25 protein-coding genes and 1 pseudogene are annotated in these 14,755 nt (G+C 66.3%); 2 read left to right on the top strand and 24 right to left on the bottom strand.

Annotated elements, in window-relative coordinates; genetic code table 11:
• The first annotated feature begins 13 nt into the window (after nt 1-13).
• On the top strand, nt 14-1,732 hold the full coding sequence (locus tag QHF85_RS38760) for a hypothetical protein (protein WP_281332452.1): 1,719 nt from the start codon (nt 14-16) through the stop codon (nt 1,730-1,732).
• A gap of 142 nt (nt 1,733-1,874) precedes the next feature.
• Here QHF85_RS38760 and rplQ read toward each other — a convergent pair whose 3' ends face one another.
• The 24 genes and pseudogenes from rplQ to rplV form a co-directional block, all read right to left on the bottom strand.
• The gene (rplQ, locus tag QHF85_RS38755; protein WP_281332451.1) at nt 1,875-2,441 is read right to left on the bottom strand and encodes a 50S ribosomal protein L17; all 567 of its coding nucleotides are present in this window, start codon (nt 2,439-2,441) and stop codon (nt 1,875-1,877) included.
• 10 nt (nt 2,442-2,451) lie between these two features.
• Complete coding sequence (locus tag QHF85_RS38750; protein ID WP_153821388.1) at nt 2,452-3,495, bottom strand: DNA-directed RNA polymerase subunit alpha; 1,044 nt, start codon at nt 3,493-3,495, stop codon at nt 2,452-2,454.
• Between the two features lie 199 nt (nt 3,496-3,694).
• Entirely contained in the window at nt 3,695-4,324 is a 630-nt protein-coding gene (rpsD, locus tag QHF85_RS38745) for a 30S ribosomal protein S4 (RefSeq protein WP_281332450.1), read from the bottom strand.
• Between the two features lie 36 nt (nt 4,325-4,360).
• Nucleotides 4,361-4,765 carry a 30S ribosomal protein S11 gene (gene rpsK, locus QHF85_RS38740; protein WP_136935268.1) on the bottom strand — a complete coding sequence of 135 codons (405 nt, stop codon included), beginning with the start codon at nt 4,763-4,765 and terminating at the stop codon, nt 4,361-4,363.
• Nucleotides 4,766-4,788: 23 nt separating this feature from the next.
• A complete protein-coding gene (gene rpsM, locus QHF85_RS38735; protein ID WP_272416916.1) occupies nt 4,789-5,169 on the bottom strand; it encodes a 30S ribosomal protein S13 in 381 nt (126 codons plus the stop codon).
• A gap of 12 nt (nt 5,170-5,181) precedes the next feature.
• Nucleotides 5,182-5,295, bottom strand: a complete 114-nt coding sequence (gene rpmJ, locus QHF85_RS38730; RefSeq protein WP_136935266.1) for a 50S ribosomal protein L36 — start codon at nt 5,293-5,295, stop codon at nt 5,182-5,184.
• A 48-nt stretch (nt 5,296-5,343) separates the two neighbouring features.
• Complete coding sequence (gene infA / locus QHF85_RS38725; RefSeq protein WP_153821384.1) at nt 5,344-5,595, bottom strand: translation initiation factor IF-1; 252 nt, start codon at nt 5,593-5,595, stop codon at nt 5,344-5,346.
• Nucleotides 5,592-6,230, bottom strand: a complete 639-nt coding sequence (locus tag QHF85_RS38720; RefSeq protein ID WP_281332449.1) for an adenylate kinase — start codon at nt 6,228-6,230, stop codon at nt 5,592-5,594. Before QHF85_RS38720 ends, infA begins: the two co-directional genes overlap by 4 nt.
• A 16-nt stretch (nt 6,231-6,246) precedes the next feature.
• Entirely contained in the window at nt 6,247-7,575 is a 1,329-nt protein-coding gene (secY, locus tag QHF85_RS38715) for a preprotein translocase subunit SecY (RefSeq protein ID WP_281332448.1), read from the bottom strand.
• A gap of 45 nt (nt 7,576-7,620) precedes the next feature.
• Nucleotides 7,621-8,094 carry a 50S ribosomal protein L15 gene (gene rplO, locus QHF85_RS38710; RefSeq protein WP_271930126.1) on the bottom strand — a complete coding sequence of 158 codons (474 nt, stop codon included), beginning with the start codon at nt 8,092-8,094 and terminating at the stop codon, nt 7,621-7,623.
• A 14-nt stretch (nt 8,095-8,108) separates the two neighbouring features.
• Nucleotides 8,109-8,318 (bottom strand): 50S ribosomal protein L30, encoded by a 210-nt coding sequence (rpmD, locus tag QHF85_RS38705; RefSeq protein ID WP_348652797.1) that lies wholly within the window; start codon nt 8,316-8,318, stop codon nt 8,109-8,111.
• 107 nt (nt 8,319-8,425) lie between these two features.
• Nucleotides 8,426-8,917 (bottom strand): annotated as a pseudogene (rpsE, locus tag QHF85_RS38700) (30S ribosomal protein S5); the annotation flags it as partial.
• Between the two features lie 85 nt (nt 8,918-9,002).
• Entirely contained in the window at nt 9,003-9,362 is a 360-nt protein-coding gene (gene rplR / locus QHF85_RS38695) for a 50S ribosomal protein L18 (protein ID WP_136935260.1), read from the bottom strand.
• A 48-nt stretch (nt 9,363-9,410) separates the two neighbouring features.
• Nucleotides 9,411-10,010: a 50S ribosomal protein L6 gene (gene rplF / locus QHF85_RS38690; RefSeq protein ID WP_281332447.1), complete on the bottom strand. Its 600-nt coding sequence runs from the start codon at nt 10,008-10,010 to the stop codon at nt 9,411-9,413.
• Complete coding sequence (gene rpsH, locus QHF85_RS38685) at nt 10,010-10,402, bottom strand: 30S ribosomal protein S8 (protein WP_272416921.1); 393 nt, start codon at nt 10,400-10,402, stop codon at nt 10,010-10,012. The genes rplF and rpsH overlap by 1 nt, the downstream gene beginning before the upstream one ends.
• 4 nt (nt 10,403-10,406) lie before the next feature.
• A complete protein-coding gene (locus QHF85_RS38680; protein ID WP_136935257.1) occupies nt 10,407-10,592 on the bottom strand; it encodes a type Z 30S ribosomal protein S14 in 186 nt (61 codons plus the stop codon).
• A 10-nt stretch (nt 10,593-10,602) separates the two neighbouring features.
• A complete protein-coding gene (rplE, locus tag QHF85_RS38675) occupies nt 10,603-11,133 on the bottom strand; it encodes a 50S ribosomal protein L5 (RefSeq protein WP_272417712.1) in 531 nt (176 codons plus the stop codon).
• A gap of 207 nt (nt 11,134-11,340) precedes the next feature.
• Nucleotides 11,341-11,655, bottom strand: a complete 315-nt coding sequence (gene rplX, locus QHF85_RS38670; protein WP_281332446.1) for a 50S ribosomal protein L24 — start codon at nt 11,653-11,655, stop codon at nt 11,341-11,343.
• Entirely contained in the window at nt 11,655-12,023 is a 369-nt protein-coding gene (rplN, locus tag QHF85_RS38665; protein ID WP_271930139.1) for a 50S ribosomal protein L14, read from the bottom strand. The genes rplX and rplN overlap by 1 nt, the downstream gene beginning before the upstream one ends.
• Nucleotides 12,024-12,026: 3 nt before the next feature.
• Complete coding sequence (rpsQ, locus tag QHF85_RS38660) at nt 12,027-12,347, bottom strand: 30S ribosomal protein S17 (protein ID WP_281332445.1); 321 nt, start codon at nt 12,345-12,347, stop codon at nt 12,027-12,029.
• Nucleotides 12,348-12,349: 2 nt separating this feature from the next.
• A complete protein-coding gene (gene rpmC / locus QHF85_RS38655; RefSeq protein ID WP_281332444.1) occupies nt 12,350-12,565 on the bottom strand; it encodes a 50S ribosomal protein L29 in 216 nt (71 codons plus the stop codon).
• 10 nt (nt 12,566-12,575) lie between these two features.
• Nucleotides 12,576-12,989 (bottom strand): 50S ribosomal protein L16, encoded by a 414-nt coding sequence (gene rplP / locus QHF85_RS38650; RefSeq protein ID WP_136935252.1) that lies wholly within the window; start codon nt 12,987-12,989, stop codon nt 12,576-12,578.
• Between the two features lie 9 nt (nt 12,990-12,998).
• Nucleotides 12,999-13,691, bottom strand: coding sequence for a 30S ribosomal protein S3 (gene rpsC, locus QHF85_RS38645; protein WP_136935251.1), 693 nt, complete (start codon nt 13,689-13,691; stop codon nt 12,999-13,001).
• A 15-nt stretch (nt 13,692-13,706) separates the two neighbouring features.
• Nucleotides 13,707-14,045: a 50S ribosomal protein L22 gene (gene rplV, locus QHF85_RS38640; RefSeq protein ID WP_281316614.1), complete on the bottom strand. Its 339-nt coding sequence runs from the start codon at nt 14,043-14,045 to the stop codon at nt 13,707-13,709.
• A 493-nt stretch (nt 14,046-14,538) separates the two neighbouring features.
• Here rplV and QHF85_RS38635 point away from each other — a divergent pair.
• On the top strand, nt 14,539-14,755 hold a 217-nt coding region (locus tag QHF85_RS38635; protein WP_281332443.1), incomplete at its 3' end, for a hypothetical protein.

The following is a 14,755-nucleotide window of genomic DNA, read 5'->3' as shown; positions in this document are numbered from 1 at the left end:
TCTCGGGGGCACCGTGAATCACGTCTCGAAGCTCGCTTCGTCGTTCGTTCTGGTCTCCGCGCTCGCGCTCGTGCCCCTGCACGTGCACGCCGCCGGGGAGCTCACACAACCCTCGGCCTCGTCCTCGGCCGCCGCGGCGCCGGCCGCGCCCGCGTCGCTGCCGGAGCTGCCGAAGCTCCAGCCGATCGTGCTGCAAGAGCCCGACGCCGCCGCGCTGCAGGAGCTCGACCGCGTGCTCGAGCGCCTCACGACGGGGGACGCACGCGCAAAGGAGACGGCGCGTACGGCCGTCGCCGAGGTGACGCCCACGGTCGTGCCCGCGGTGCGCGCGCGTGTGCAGGAGCTCCGCGCCGGGCTCGACCGCAAGGAGGCGCAAGGCCTGCTCGACGACGCCCGCAAGGCCGGCCGCAAGTCGCTGCGCGACAAGGAGAAGGTCGAGAAGGCGGAGAAGACCGGCAAGGAGAAGGACAAGGCCGGCAAGGACGAGAAGGCAGCCAAGGACGACAAGGCCAGCAAGGACGCGAAGGCGCCCAAGAAGAGCAAGGCCGACAAGGACAAGGACGCGGAGGACGAGGGCGATTGGCTCGAGTTTGTCCTGGCCTCCCCCAAGCCGAAAAACGACACCTGGCGAGATCTCGTCCGCCTGCTCGCGATGGAGCGCATGCTGACGGCGGCGGGCACGACGCCCGCGGCGCGCGAGCTCCTGCAGATGTACTCGTACTTCGGCGAGCTGCTCCGCGTCGATCTGCAGCGGCAGATCGGAAAACTGCGCGACCGCGCCGTCCCCGCGCTCATCGAGGGCCGCCAGCACGACGCCAAGATCGTCCAGCGCTTCGCGAGCAAGCAGCTCGATCTGCTCGGCCGCGCGATCCCCGGCGAGGCCGTTGGCGTGACCGATCCGCAGGTCCTCGCGGACATCCTGCGCGCCTACGGCCGCACACGCGACGTCGACGCCGTCCGCGTGATCCTCTCGTTCAGCAACAGCGACCGCATCCAGCTCCGCGAGGCCGCGCGCGAGTCCATCGCGGCGATCGGCGAGCCCGGCATCTGGCAGCTCCGCGACGCCTACCTGAACCAGACGGGCAACAAGGCCCCGCGCGAGTTCACGTGGGACCGCATCGCGCGCGAGCTCTTCGGCATGTACGACCGCGCGCGGCTCGCCGAGGTCTACAAGCTGATGGACGAGGGCGCGGCGCACGCGGCCGCGAGCCGCTGGGTCGAGGCGACGAGCGCGTTCGACAAGGTGCTCGCGCGCTCGCCGGTGTTCGAGCGTCGCAAGGAGATGGCGCCGGCGTACGTGGCGCACGCAAAGACGCTCGAAGAGAAGGATCCGGCGGCGGCGCTGGAGGTGCTTCGCAAGGCGCTGCGGCTCGACCCGAAGGGCGAGGGCGCGCGCAAGGTCGAGGCGGAGATCGCGTACCTCGAAGGCGTGACGCTCATCGCGCGCGGCACGCCCGACAAGTTCCCCCTGACGAAGGCGATCGAGCTCGACCCGAGCAACGAGCGCGCGAAGCAGGCGCTCGCGTCGCTGGAGCAGGAGCGCATCGCGCCGCAGAAGAGCTCGCTGCACCGCTACGTAGCGGCGGGCGGCGTGGGGATCTTCGCGCTGATCGCGATGATCTTCCTGGCGCGTCGCAAGCCCGACGCCGGTCGCGACGCGGAAGGGCCGCGGGCGGGAGGCAATCCGCCTGGACCGCCCGCTCCGGATGCGCCGGTCGCAGGCGCGGAGTGAGCTTTTCGCGGAGCCGATTGCGCTCCGGACAAACGAAAACACGGGCACCTTGCGGTGTCCGTGTTCGTTTTTCCCTATCGAACCCGTGAACGGCGGCGACCGGTCACCCGATCCCCGTTCACGGGTTCGTCGCGGGAGCGCTTTACTCGTTCGACGCGGTCTCGCCCGAGCTCGCCGTCGAGGCGGACTCGGCCGAGGCCGACGCGGCCGACGTGGGCTCGGCGGTGATCGCCGCAGCCGGCTCCTCGGGAGCCTGCTTGTCGGTCACCGCGGCGGCATCGATGAACTCGATGTAGACCATCGGCGCATTGTCGCCGCGGCGATTGCCGAGCTTGATGATGCGCGTGTAGCCGCCGGGCCGGCCCTCGAAGCGCTTCGAGAGGTCGAGCATCACCTTCTCGACGACGTCGACCTTGGTGCCGTCAGCCTTCACGCCGAAGCGCGGCACGTAGGCTGCGACGAGGCGCTCGGCGTGGAGCCGGCGCGCCTTGTCGGCCGCCGACAGTTCGCTCTGCGCGGTGTAGGCGACCTTGCCGAGGCGCATGGCCTTGCTGATGAGCCGCTCCGCGACGCGACGGAGCTCCTTGGCCTTCGCGTCCGTCGTCTCGATGCGCTCGTGGGTGATCAGGTTCGCCGTCAAGTTGCGCAGCATCGCGCGCCGGCTCGACGTGTCCCGACCAAACTGCCTCCCCGCCTTCTTATGACGCATATCGCACCCTCTAGGCTTGCGCCTGCTGCGCCTTCCAGCGCTCGAGCAGCTGCGGCCAGTTGTCGATCTTCATACCGAGCGAAAGTCCCATGTTCGCGAGGATCTCTTTGATCTCCTTCAGGGACTTCCGACCGAAGTTCTTGGTCTTCAGCATGTCCTGCTCGGTCCGCTGCACGAGCTCGCCGATCAGGGTGATGTTCGCGTTCTGGAGGCAGTTGGCGCTGCGCACGCTGAGCTCGAGCTCCTCGACCGAACGGAAGAGGTTCTCGTTCAGCGGCTCCTCGTCGCCCGGCACCGTCTGGTAGCTCGTCTCCTCCGACTCCTCGAAGTTGACCCAGATCGAGAGCTGCTCCTTCAGGATCTTCGCGGCGAACGCGACCGCGTCCTGGGGCAGCACCGAGCCGTTCGTCCAGACCTCGAGCGTCAGCTTGTCGTAATCGGTCACTTGACCGACGCGCGCGTTCTGGATCGTGTAGTTGACCTTCCGGATGGGCGAGAACAGCGCGTCGATGGGGATCGTCCCGATCGCCATCGTCGGCGTCTTGTTCCGCTCCGCGGGCACGTAGCCGCGGCCGACGTTCACCGTCAGCTCCATCGCGAGCGGGCCCTTCTTGTCGAGCACGGCGATGAGGTGATCGGGGTTCAGCACGCTGAGCCCGTCGACGAGCTGGATGTCACGCGCGTACACCGGCCCCGGGCCCTCTTTGTCGACGCGAACCGTGTAGGTGCGCGCGGCGGCCGCCTTGAAGACGACCTCCTTGAGGTTGAGGATGATGTCGCTGACGTCCTCGACGACGTCGGGCACCGTGGTGAACTCGTGCAGCGCCCCCTCGATGCGGACGGCGGTGATCGCCGCGCCCTGCAGCGACGAGAGGAGCACGCGGCGAAGCGAGTTGCCGATCGTGATCCCGAAGCCGCGCTCGAGAGGCTCGCAGGTGAACTTCGCGTAGAAGTTGTTCGCCGACTCGGTGTCGATCGAGATGCCCTTCGGCCGGATCAGATCGCGCCAGTTTCGCGCGATCATCGTCATGCTTCCGCTGGTCTGCATCGTCATCAGCGTCCTCTTTCTTCGAGGGGTTCGCGCGGAGATCTCGCCCCGTCACCGCACTCGGTGAACGAAACCGTCTCCTGCCCGCGTCGCGCCGATCGGCGCCTTTTCCTGCAATCAAAAAGCGATCGGGGCCGCGCTCCTTCGCACGCCCCCGATCAGCTTTCCGAAACGTTCACCGAAACACAGAGACCTGCGAACGGAATCAGCGCGAGTAGTACTCGACGACGAGCTGCTCGCGGATCTCCGGCTCGTTGAGGTCCTCACGCACCGGGGTCGACTTGACCGAACCCGAGAACGACCCACGGTCGGCCTCGAGCCACGATGCGATCGGGCGCTTGTCCGCGCCGGCCACGGCGGCCGCCACGAACTTGAACTTCTTCGCGCCCTCCGTGAGGTCCACGCGATCGCCCACCCGAACCACGAAGCTCGGGATGTCGAGGCGCTTGCCGTTCACCTTCACGTGACCGTGGCGCACGAGCTGGCGCGCCTCGGAGCGCGAGGCCGCGTAGCCGAGCCGGTGCACGACGTTGTCGAGGCGACGCTCGAGGAGCGCCAGCATCTCTTCACCCGTGCGGCCCTTGCGACGGCTCGCCTCCTGGAAGTAGCCGTGGAACTGGCTCTCGAGAACGCCGTAGATGCGACGCACCTTTTGCTTCTCGCGGAGCCGGACGGCGTATTCGCTGAGCTTGATGCGACCCTGGCCATGCTGGCCGGGCGGGTAAGGACGCCGCGTGTAGGCACACTTCTCCGAGTAGCAGCGCTCTCCCTTGAGGTAGAGCTTCATGCCTTCGCGGCGGCAGAGCTTGCAGACAGGACCAACGTAGCGAGCCATGTTCGTAACCTCGAGCGGACTCCCGCGCGCGCTGCCTCAGACCCGGCGCCGCTTGGGCGGCCGGCAACCGTTGTGCGGAATGGGCGTGACGTCGCGGATCAACGTCACCTTGAAGCCGGCCGTCTGGAGCGCCCGGAGCGCGCTCTCGCGCCCGGCGCCAGGGCCTTTCACGAATACGGCCACCGACCGCATTCCGTGCTCCTGCGCCCGCCGCGCCGCCTCTTCGGCAGCGAGCTGCGCAGCGAAGGGCGTCGACTTGCGCGACCCCTTGAACCCGCGCGCACCGGCCGACGACCACGCCACGGCATTGCCGTTGATGTCCGTGATCGTCACGACCGTGTTGTTGAACGTCGACTGGATGTGCGCGATCCCAGCCGCGATGTTCTTCTTGACCTTCTTCTTCTGCTTGGCCTTGGTGGCCGCCGTCTTCGGACTCGCCATAGCGTCCTCTTCCTAACGTCCCGTCACGCCTTCGTCGCCGGGCGACGCTGCAGCATGCCCTTGCGGGGGCCCTTGCGCGTACGCGCATTCGTGTGCGTGCGCTGGCCGTTCACCGGCAGACCGCGGCGATGCCGAAGACCGCGGTAGCAGCCGAGGTCCATCAGCCGCTTGATGTTGAGCTGAACCTCACGACGGAGATCGCCCTCCACCTTGTACTCGGCGTCGAGGATCTCGCGGATCGTCCTGATCTCTGCGTCGTTCAGCTCCTCAACCCGCTTGTTCTCGGGGATCTTGGCTTTCGCGCAGATCTGCTTCGCGAGGGCGCGGCCGATACCATAGAGGTACGGAAGCGCATACGCGAGATGCTTACGACGCGGGAGATCGACGCCAGCAATACGTGCCATGGTTGCTCCAGCTCAGCCCTGACGCTGCTTGTGGCGAGGGTTCTCGCAGATCACGCGCACGACGCCGCGACGGCGCACCACCTTGCACTTGTCGCAGATTTTCTTGACGCTCGGTCGCACCTTCATGTCGCGGCTCCGTTCCCTGTCCTCGCTCCGCTACTTGGGCTGCTTGGTCTACTTGTGACGATACGTGATCCGGCCACGCGTCGGGTCGTAGGGCGAAACCTCGACCGTAACGCGATCGCCGGGCAAAATCTTGATGTAGTACTGACGCATCCGGCCGCTGATGGTCGCGAGCACGCCGAGACCATTGTCGGCCTTCACTCGAAACATCGCGTTCGGAAGAGCTTCTTGCACGACACCATCGAACTCGAGCTTGTCGCCCTTCGGTTCCTTCGCGGGTTTCGCTTGGTTCGATCGCCTCATGACTCTTCCGGCTGCGCTCGGCCAAGGGCCCCGAGCACCCTCGCCGTGACCTCCTCGGGTTTGCCGACACCATCGACGCGCCGAAGGAGACCTTTTGCTTCGTAGTAGGGCAGGAGCGCCGCCGTCATCGCCTCGTACGCATCGAGACGCTTTCCGACGGCCTCCGGCCGATCGTCCGCCCGATGCTCTAGCTCGGCATCCGGGGGCGGCGGATTATAGACGAGATGGTAGATCTGTCCAGACCTTTTGTCGGTCCGACGGTGGATCAAGCGCTCCTCCAGGAGAGATCGCGCCACATCCAGCTGCAAAACAGCATTGATCGTGAGGCTCCGACCCGCAAGCAGACGCTCGAGCGCCTCGGCCTGGGGCACCGTCCGCGGAAAACCATCGAGCAAGAAGCCGTTCTTGCAGTCCGCGTCGTCGATGCGCTTGTCGATGAGCTCGATCATCGCCTGGTCCGGGACGAGGCCGCCCGCGTCCATGATCGCGCGGTACTGCGGATTGAGCGTGCCGGCGGCCTTGGCCGCACGAAGCATGTCGCCCGTCGAGATCTGCGGGATCCCAAACTTGCCGCAGAGCACCTTCGCCTGCGTGCCTTTGCCCGAGCCGGGCGGACCAACCAAGATCGTGATCATCCGAAGATCCCCCTTCTCATCCCTCGGGGAGGCGCCGCGCACGAATGCGGCTCGCCCCAGGGCCGGTGAGCCCTTCGTAGCTGCGCGTGATGAGCTGCGCCTCGATCTGGTTGACCGTATCCAGCGCAACACCCACGACAATCATCAAGGACGTCCCGCCAAACGTGATCTGCACGCGCAGGAGGTCGCCGACCACCGACGGCAAGACACACACGGCAGCGACGTACATCGCCCCGCCAAACGTGATGCGATTCATCACGCCCTGGATGTAGTCGGCCGTCTGCTTGCCAGGCCGGATCCCGGGGATGTTCGCCTGCTGCTTCTTCAGGTTCTCCGCCACGTCGACCGGCTGGAACGTGACGCTCGTGTAGAAGTAACAGAAGAACACGATCAGGAGCGCGTAGCCGGTGTTGAACACCCAGCCGCCGCCGCTGATGATCGACTGAAGCTTGTCTGCGCCCGGCACGTTCATGTTCGCCAGCGTCGCGGGGAACATGAGCAGCGAGGAGGCGAAGATCGGCGGGATCGTGCCCGCCGTGTTCACCTTGAGCGGCAGGTGCGCGTTCTGCGCGCCGTACACGCGGCGCCCCACCTGCCGGCGCGAGTACACGATCGGGATCTGCCGGCGCCCGTTCTCGAAGAACGCGATCACCGCAATCGCAGCGACGACGAACGCGCCGACCGCCGAGATCGTGAGCGGCTGGATGTTGCCCGCGTTCGTCGCGAGATAGCTGCCAATCCAGTTCGGCACGCCCGTCACGATGCCCGCGAAGATCAGGAGCGAGATGCCGTTGCCGATCCCGCGCTCCGTGATCTGCTCGCCGATCCACATGAGGAACGCCGTCCCCGTGGTCAGCGTGATCATCGTCATGAGCTGGAAGCCGAGCCCGGGGTGCGTGACGATGCCCGCGCCCGCGTCCGAGGCCGACCAGCCCTCGACGAGCTTGGCGCTGCCATACGCCTGGAAGAGCGACAGTCCGACCGTGCCGTAGCGCGTGTACTGGTCGATCTTGCGGCGCCCCTGCTCTCCCTCTTTGCGCAGCTCGTCGATGGGCTTGTAGACCATGCCCATCAACTGGATGATGATCGATGCCGAGATGTACGGCATGATCCCGAGCGCAAAGAGGGAGAAGTTCTCCAGCGCGCCGCCAGAGAACATGTTGAAGAAGTTCAGCAGCCCACCCGACTGCTTCGCCATGTACTTCGACATGGCGGCGCGGTCGACACCGGGGACCGTGACGAAGACCCCGATGCGGTACACGGCCAGCATCACGAGGGTGAAGATCACCCTGCGCCGGAGCTCCGGGACCTTGTGGAAGTTCGCAATTCCCGCGAGTGTGGCCATGGTACGTCGGTGTGCTGCCTTGGGGGGGACCGAGCCGAAAGGACGTTAGGCTTGCGCCGAAGCCTTGCCGGGCGCAAGCACGATCGCCTTGCCGCCCGCCGCCTCGATCTTGGCGATGGCGCTCTTCGAGAACCGGTGCGCCGTCACGGTGAGCTTCTTGGTGAGCTCGCCGTCGCCGAGCACCTTGATCAGGTCGTAACGACCCTGGAGCAGGCGCTTGCCCTCCAGCGCTTCCTGGTTCACGTCCGCGCCGGCCTCGAAGATCTCGAGGTCGCCGACGTTCACGTTCGCCACGATCGCTGCGAGCGGGTTACGGAAGCCGCGCTTCGGGAGGCGACGCTGGATCGGCGTCTGGCCGCCCTGGAAGTGCTTCTTGCCGATGTTGCCCGTCGACCGGGCCTTCTGGCCCTTCTGGCCACGGCCCGCGGTCTTGCCGAGGCCGGAGCCCACGCCGCGACCGACGCGGGTCTCCTTCTTGTTGGCGCCTTCCGGGGCCTGAAGCTTCGAGAGGATGTCCATGCTGCTACGCTTCCTTACTTCGACGCCTGCGCGCCGTTGCCGTCGACTTCCTCGACCGAAACGAGGTGGATCACCTTCTTGACCATGCCACGGAACGAAGGCGTGTTCTCCACGAGCACCTCATTGCCCGGCTTGCGGAGGCCGAGGCCCCGCAAAACCTTGCGCGTGTGCTCCGTCTGGTTCGTCACGCTGCCCGTTTGCCGCACGCGGAGATGGCTCTTCACGGCGTACCTCCTTCACCCCCCTCGCGCGGATTGCGAGCGGGGGGCATCTGGCTCGCACGACGACGGTTCGTACCGGTCGTCGCGTTGCCGCCCTTGCGCTGCCAACCCACGTCGTCCGCCTGCATCGAGCGCCGGCCCGCGACCTGCTCGACGCTCTTCAGCGCCTTGAGCGCCGCCACCGTCGCGTGAACGACGTTGTGCGGGTTGCTGGTGCCGAGCGACTTCGAGAGAACGTCGTGGATGCCCGCGGACTCGACGACCGCACGCACCGCGCCGCCCGCGATGACGCCCGTTCCAGGGCTCGCCGGCTTCAAGAGCACCTTGCCCGCGCCGACATGCCCGAACGCGTCGTGCGGGATCGTCGCCCCGTCGAGCGGGATGCGGAAGATGTTCTTGCGGGCCTGGTCATTGCCCTTCCGGATCGCCTCCGGGACCTCGTTGGCCTTGCCCAGGCCGACGCCCACATGTCCCGACTCGTCGCCCACCACGACGAGCGCCGAGAAGCTGAAGCGTCGCCCGCCCTTCACGACCTTGGCGACGCGGTTGATGTGGATCACCCGCTCCTTGAGCTTTTCTTCGTCGACCTGATCGAACGCCATACCGTGCCTTCTTCGTCGTCCGTGAAGTCTTCGCTATCGCCCGAGGCGTTTGCCCGAAACCCCTCTGGGTTCGGCGCCTTCGGGGCTAGAACTCGAGCCCCGCCTCCCGCGCGGCTTGAGCGAGGGCGCTCACGCGCCCGTGATAGAGGTAGCCGTTCCGATCGAACACGACACGGTCGATCTTCTTCGACTTGCAGATCTTGGCGATGAGCGCCCCGACCTTCTTGGCCGCGTCGACCTTGTTGTCGTTGTCGAGCGTGCCCTTCAGGTCCTTCGACAGCGTCGACGCGTGCGCGACGGTCTGACCCGTCGTGTCGTCGATCACCTGCGCGTAGATGTGCTTCGCGCTGCGGAAGACGGTGAGGCGCGGGCGAGCGGGCGAGCCGTTCACCTTCTTGCGAATACGGAGCTTGCGGCGCTCCCGTCCGACGATCTTCATAGCCATGGTCGTAACCCCGTACCTGTAGGGGCGACACGAGGTCGCCCCGCTCGGTTACTTCTTGCCGCCCTTACCGCCAGCCTTGCCGGCCTTCTCGCGAACGCGCTCGCCACGATAACGAACGCCCTTGCCACCGTAGGGCTCCGGCGGACGGAAGCCACGGATCGTGGCGGCCGTCTGCCCGATGAGCTCCTTGTCGGCGCCCGTCAGAACGAGGACCGTGCCCTTCGAATCCGCCGGGATGGTCGCCGTGAGGCCCTTCGGCACGTTGAACACGACCGGGTGCGAATACCCGAGCGCGAACGTGAGCGTCGTGCCCTTCAGGTCGACACGGTAACCGGTGCCCTTCAGCTCGAGCACACGCTCGTAGCCGTCGGCCGCGCCCTTCACCATGCTGGCGAGCAGCGCCCGCACGAGCCCCTGCAGCCGCGAGCCATCACGCCCGGGGGCCGTCGAGGTCACGTGCAGCTTCGCGCCCTCGACCTTCACGTCGACGGTCGAAGGCAGCTCGCGCGCGAGCTGACCCTTGGCGCCCTTGATCTCGACCTTGCGTCCCTGCATCGACACGGTGACGCCCTTGGGGACGTCCACCGGCCGCTTGCCGACGCGCGAAGTCTTGGAGGCCTCGCCTTGTTGCGTCGTAGCCGTCTGCATCACCAGACCTCGCAGATGAGCTCGCCTCCGAGCTTGTTTTTGCGGGCGTCGCGGTCGCTCATCAGGCCGTGGGAGGTGCTCAGGATCGAGATCCCGAGCCCGGAGAGCACGCGGGGGATGCGGTCGTGCTTGACGTACACGCGTCGCCCCGGCCGGCTCACCCGACGGACTCCATCGATCGCGCTCGAGCGGTCACGCCCGTACTTCAGCACGATCGTCAGCTTCCCAGGGTTGCCGTCGCTCGGCCGCACGTCCGCGATGTACCCCTCGGACTTGAGGATCTCGGCAACGGCCTGCTTCATTTTGCTTGCAGGAACCTCGGTCCGATCGTGCCGCGCGAGCGCGGCGTTCCGGATCCGGGTCAGCATGTCGGCGACAGGATCGGTCATCATGGCATCACCAGCTCGCCTTGATCACGCCCGGCAGCTCGCCTCGGAGCGCGAACGTACGAAGACAGATACGGCAGAGCTCGAAATCGCGGTAATAAGCCCGCGAACGGCCGCACACCTTGCAACGGTTCCGGTGCCGCACGGCGAACTTGGGCGGCCGGTTCAGCTTGGCGAATTCTTTTGCACGGGCCATCGAACGTTCCTCAATGCCTGAACGGGATCCCAAGCTCCGTGAGAAGGGCTCGTCCCTCCTCGTCGGTGCGCGCGGTCGTCACGAACGAGATGTTCATTCCCTTCACGACGTCGACCTTGTCGTAGTCGATCTCAGGGAAGATGATCTGCTCGCGCAGACCCATCGTGAAATTGCCCTTGCCGTCGAAGCCCTTCGGGCTCACGCCCTTGAAGTCACGCACGCGCGGCAGGGAGAAGCTGATCAGGCGATCGACGAACTCCCACATCCGCTCCCCGCGCAACGTCACCATCACGCCGATCGGGAGGTTCTCGCGGAGCTTGAACGTCGCGATCGACTTGCGGGCGCGCGTCACGACCGGCTTCTGGCCCGAGATCGCCCGCATGTCCTCGACAGCGGAGTCGATGATCTTCGGGTTCCCGACGGCAGCGCCGAGGCCCATGTTGATCACGACCTTCTCGAGGCGCGGAACCATCATCGGGTTTTTGTACCCGAAGCGCTTGGAAAGCGCGGGCCCGACAGCGTCCCGGTACTTGTTGCGCAGACGCGGCGTGTAGCTCGGATCGCGCGGAACGTCAGCGACTTCGGCTTGCTGCGTGGCCTTCGCCTCGCCCTTGCCCTTGCCGCCCTTCCCAGCGTCCTTGCCACCCTTGCCGGCTGCAGCCGCCTGCGGCTTCGCAGCCGCCGGCTTGGCGTCCTTGGGCTTTTCGCCCTTGCCCTTGCCCTTTTCTTCCTTCTTGTCCGCCATGGCTCAGCCTGCCGCGATCACGGCGCCGCTCTTCGCGGTGCGCTGCTTCTTGCCATCGACGACCGTGGACTTCACCCGCGTGGGCTTGCCGGTCGTCGGATCCACCGGCATCACCTTGGAGGCATAAAGCGGCGCCTCCTTCGTGATCTTGCCGCCTTGCTGGTTGCGCGGCGTCGGGCGCTGGTGACGCGTCACCACGTTGATCCCCTCGACGACGACCTTGTCGTCCTCCGCGAGGACCTTCGTCACGCGACCCTGCTTGCCCTTGTCCTTGCCGCTGATGACCTGCACGAGGTCACCGACCCGGAGCCGTCGCATCAGAGCACCTCCGGCGCGAGCGAGATGATCTTCATGAACTTCTTCGCGCGGAGCTCGCGAGCCACCGGCCCGAAGATACGGGTCCCGATCGGCTCCTTTTCCTTGTTGATCAGCACCGCGCTGTTGGTGTCGAACTTGATGTAGCTGCCGTCCGAGCGCTGATACTCACGCGCCGTGCGAACCACCACCGCCCGCGCCGTATCGCCCTTCTTCACCTTGGTGCCCGGCATGGCTTCCTTGATGGACACGACGATCACATCGCCGAGCCCCGCGTACTTACGACGCGAGCCACCGAGAACCTTGATGCACTTGACGACCCGAGCCCCGGAGTTGTCAGCCACTTCGAGATGCGTCGTGACCTGGATCATGGCCTACTCCTCCACCGGGCGGGAAATGAGCTTCGTCACGATCCAGCGCTTCTCGCGCGAGATCGGGCGGTGCTCCTGAATTTCCACGCGATCACCGACCTTGTACTCGTTCTTCTCGTCGTGCGCCTTGTAGCGCTCGCGAGCCCGGACGTACTTCTTGTAGACCGGGTCCGGCGCGTTGCGCACGACCTCGACCACGACGGTCTTGTCGCACTTGTTGCTCTTCACGCGCCCGACGAGCTTGCGGCGAAAGCCGTGCGGCTTCGTTTCCGTCTCGGCCTGGGCCTGCCCGGCGGCGGGCGCGTTCGCCTCGTTCGTTGCCATGGCTACTTGTTCCCTTCCGCCGCAGCCGACTCGCTGGCGCGCTGCTGGAGGACCGTCTTGACCCGGGCGAGATCGCGGCGCGCCTTGCGGATCGCCGACGTGTCGTTCAGCCGGTTGGTGAAGTTCTTGAACTTGGCGTCGAACACCTCGCGGCCGAGATTCTTCTCGAGCTCCTGCAGGTGCTCCGTCGTGCGTTCGCGCAGATCCTTCGCCTTCATCTCGAATACCTCACACGATCCCGCGAGCGATGAACTTGCACGCCATCGGGAGCTTGTGTCCGGCGAGGCGGAACGCCTCACGCGCCATCTCCTCCGGCACGCCCGAAATCTCGTACATGACGCGGCCAGGCCGCACCGCCGCGGCCCACTCCTCCGGAGCGCCCTTTCCGCCACCCATGCGGACCTCGAGCGGCTTCTTCGTCACCGGCCGGTCCGGGAAGATGCGGATCCAGAGCTTACCAGCGCGCTTGCAGTGACGCTGAATCGCCATACGCGCGGCCTCGATCTGGCGAGACGTGATGCGCGCGGGCTCGAGCGCCTGCAGACCGAAATCACCGAAGGACACGTCGCTTCCCGTGGTCGCAACCCCGCGAATGCGGCCCTTCTGCATCTTGCGGAACTTCGTTCGCTTGGGAGACAGCATCGGTCGTTCCTACTGAATCCGGCGCGACTTGCGCTGGAGAACCTCACCCTTGAAGATCCACACCTTCACGCCGATGATGCCGACCTTCGTCCTCGCCTCGGCGAGGCCGAACTCGATGTCGGCACGCAGCGTGTGGAGCGGAACCCGACCCTCGCGGTACGTCTCGACGCGGCTCATCTCGCTGCCGCCGAGCCGGCCCGCGCACCGAACGCGGATGCCCTTCGCGCCGAACTTCATCGCCGTCGCCACGGCCTTCTTCATGGCGCGGCGGAACGCGATGCGGCGCTCGAGCTGCGTCGCGATGTTCTCCGCGACGAGCTGGGCGTTCGTCTCCGCCTTGCGGACCTCCTGGACGTCGATGAAGACCTCGTTGTCCGTGAAGGAGGCGACGCCCGGGAACACCGTCTCACCCTTGGTCGCGGTGCCGACGTTGCCGCCCTTCAGCGTCTCGATGCCCTTGCCGCCCTTGCCGATCACCATCCCCGGACGCGCCGTGTAGACGATGACCTTGGCCCGGTTCGCGGCGCGCTCGATCTCCACGCTCGCGATGTTCGCGTTGTAGAGGTACTGCTTGATCGCCCGCTTGATGCGGATGTCCTCGTGGAGCCACTTCTGGTACGCGTTACCGTCCTCGTACCATTTGCTGCTCCACGTCTTGATGACGCCGACGCGGAAGCCGTACGGATGGGTCTTCTGTCCCATGGAAGCCGTGTTCCTTTACTTGCGCTCGCTGAGCTCGATCACGATGTGAGAGACGCCCTTCACGACTTTCGTCGCGCGCCCCATCGCACGGGGGCGCCAGCGGCGGTTGAACTTGTTCGGGCCCTTGTCGACCGTGGCCTTGCTGATGAACAAAGCGTCGACGTCGGCGCCACCCTGGCGGGCGTTCGCCACCGCGCTCTCGATGACCTTCTTGATCACCGGCGCGCCCGACTTCTCCGTGAACTGGAGCAGCTGGATCGCATCCGCTGCATCGCGTCCGCGGACCAGGTCCGCAATCATGCGCGCCTTTCGCGGAGAAATCCGCGAAAACATCGCACTGGCCTTGCTTAGCATCCGAGAAACCTCGCAGACAGGGGGCCGGTTCGGCCCAGGGCGCCCGGTCGTTGGCCAACCCGGTCGACCTGCTTTACGCCTGTCGGACCGAGCCCTGCCGTCGTACGTTCCGGAACATCAGCCCGACGTCTTGCGACGAGGAACCCTCTCCGCGTCACCGGGGGGTGTCCCACGGCGGCCGAAGAAGCGAGCTGCGACCGAAGCGCCGTTACGGCTTCGGGAGGGACGAACGCCATAGGCGATCGCCCCCAGGAAAACGGAGCGCGGTGTCTAGCAAAGCCCCACGACGCTTGCAAGCCAGATCCGCAGAAAATCTACACGGTGAGGCGCTTGGCTGAACGGATCTGCCGCGATCGCTGAACGGGCGTACGGAGCACGGATCGGTTTTGAAGGATCCGTCGGCCTGCTCGTACTAACCTGGCCTGTCTTGAAATCGTCCGCGCCGGAGCGCCCCCGGGCCCCCGGCGCGACCCAACTTCGGAGGACTCGGAACATGCAGTCTCGTGCGACGTTTGCCTTTGTTCTTACTTCGTTCCTCACCGCGGCCTTCACCAGCGGCTGCATCCTCGTCACGGACAACAACAACGGCAACACCGGCGGCAACGGCGGCGACGGCGGCGCGGGCGTCGGCGGCAGGGGCGGGGCCGGCGGCGCCGGTGGCCAGGGCGGCGAGGGCGGCGCGGCCGTCGGCGGCGCCGGCGGCGAGGGCG

The organism is Polyangium sp. 6x1, from assembly GCF_029946515.1.
In the GTDB taxonomy this organism is placed as follows: Bacteria; Myxococcota_A; Polyangia; order Polyangiales; family Polyangiaceae; genus Polyangium.
The sequence above is the reverse complement of the archived record's forward strand: the minus strand, read 5'-3'. Positions and strand labels throughout refer to the sequence as shown.

Coding starts and splice junctions, on each gene's coding strand:
- rplQ (WP_281332451.1), bottom strand. CDS start 2,441: ATGCGTCATAAGAAGGCGGGGAGGCAGTTTGGTCGGGACACGTCGAGC.
- QHF85_RS38750 (WP_153821388.1), bottom strand. CDS start 3,495: ATGACGATGCAGACCAGCGGAAGCATGACGATGATCGCGCGAAACTGG.
- rpsD (WP_281332450.1), bottom strand. CDS start 4,324: ATGGCTCGCTACGTTGGTCCTGTCTGCAAGCTCTGCCGCCGCGAAGGC.
- rpsK (WP_136935268.1), bottom strand. CDS start 4,765: ATGGCGAGTCCGAAGACGGCGGCCACCAAGGCCAAGCAGAAGAAGAAG.
- rpsM (WP_272416916.1), bottom strand. CDS start 5,169: ATGGCACGTATTGCTGGCGTCGATCTCCCGCGTCGTAAGCATCTCGCG.
- rpmJ (WP_136935266.1), bottom strand. CDS start 5,295: ATGAAGGTGCGACCGAGCGTCAAGAAAATCTGCGACAAGTGCAAGGTG.
- infA (WP_153821384.1), bottom strand. CDS start 5,595: ATGAGGCGATCGAACCAAGCGAAACCCGCGAAGGAACCGAAGGGCGAC.
- QHF85_RS38720 (WP_281332449.1), bottom strand. CDS start 6,230: ATGATCACGATCTTGGTTGGTCCGCCCGGCTCGGGCAAAGGCACGCAG.
- secY (WP_281332448.1), bottom strand. CDS start 7,575: ATGGCCACACTCGCGGGAATTGCGAACTTCCACAAGGTCCCGGAGCTC.
- rplO (WP_271930126.1), bottom strand. CDS start 8,094: ATGGACATCCTCTCGAAGCTTCAGGCCCCGGAAGGCGCCAACAAGAAG.
- rplR (WP_136935260.1), bottom strand. CDS start 9,362: ATGGCTATGAAGATCGTCGGACGGGAGCGCCGCAAGCTCCGTATTCGC.
- rplF (WP_281332447.1), bottom strand. CDS start 10,010: ATGCAGACGGCTACGACGCAACAAGGCGAGGCCTCCAAGACTTCGCGC.
- rpsH (WP_272416921.1), bottom strand. CDS start 10,402: ATGATGACCGATCCTGTCGCCGACATGCTGACCCGGATCCGGAACGCC.
- QHF85_RS38680 (WP_136935257.1), bottom strand. CDS start 10,592: ATGGCCCGTGCAAAAGAATTCGCCAAGCTGAACCGGCCGCCCAAGTTC.
- rplX (WP_281332446.1), bottom strand. CDS start 11,655: ATGCGACGGCTCCGGGTCGGTGACCTCGTGCAGGTCATCAGCGGCAAG.
- rplN (WP_271930139.1), bottom strand. CDS start 12,023: ATGATCCAGGTCACGACGCATCTCGAAGTGGCTGACAACTCCGGGGCT.
- rpsQ (WP_281332445.1), bottom strand. CDS start 12,347: ATGGCAACGAACGAGGCGAACGCGCCCGCCGCCGGGCAGGCCCAGGCC.
- rpmC (WP_281332444.1), bottom strand. CDS start 12,565: ATGAAGGCGAAGGATCTGCGCGAACGCACGACGGAGCACCTGCAGGAG.
- rplP (WP_136935252.1), bottom strand. CDS start 12,989: ATGCTGTCTCCCAAGCGAACGAAGTTCCGCAAGATGCAGAAGGGCCGC.
- rpsC (WP_136935251.1), bottom strand. CDS start 13,691: ATGGGACAGAAGACCCATCCGTACGGCTTCCGCGTCGGCGTCATCAAG.
- rplV (WP_281316614.1), bottom strand. CDS start 14,045: ATGCTAAGCAAGGCCAGTGCGATGTTTTCGCGGATTTCTCCGCGAAAG.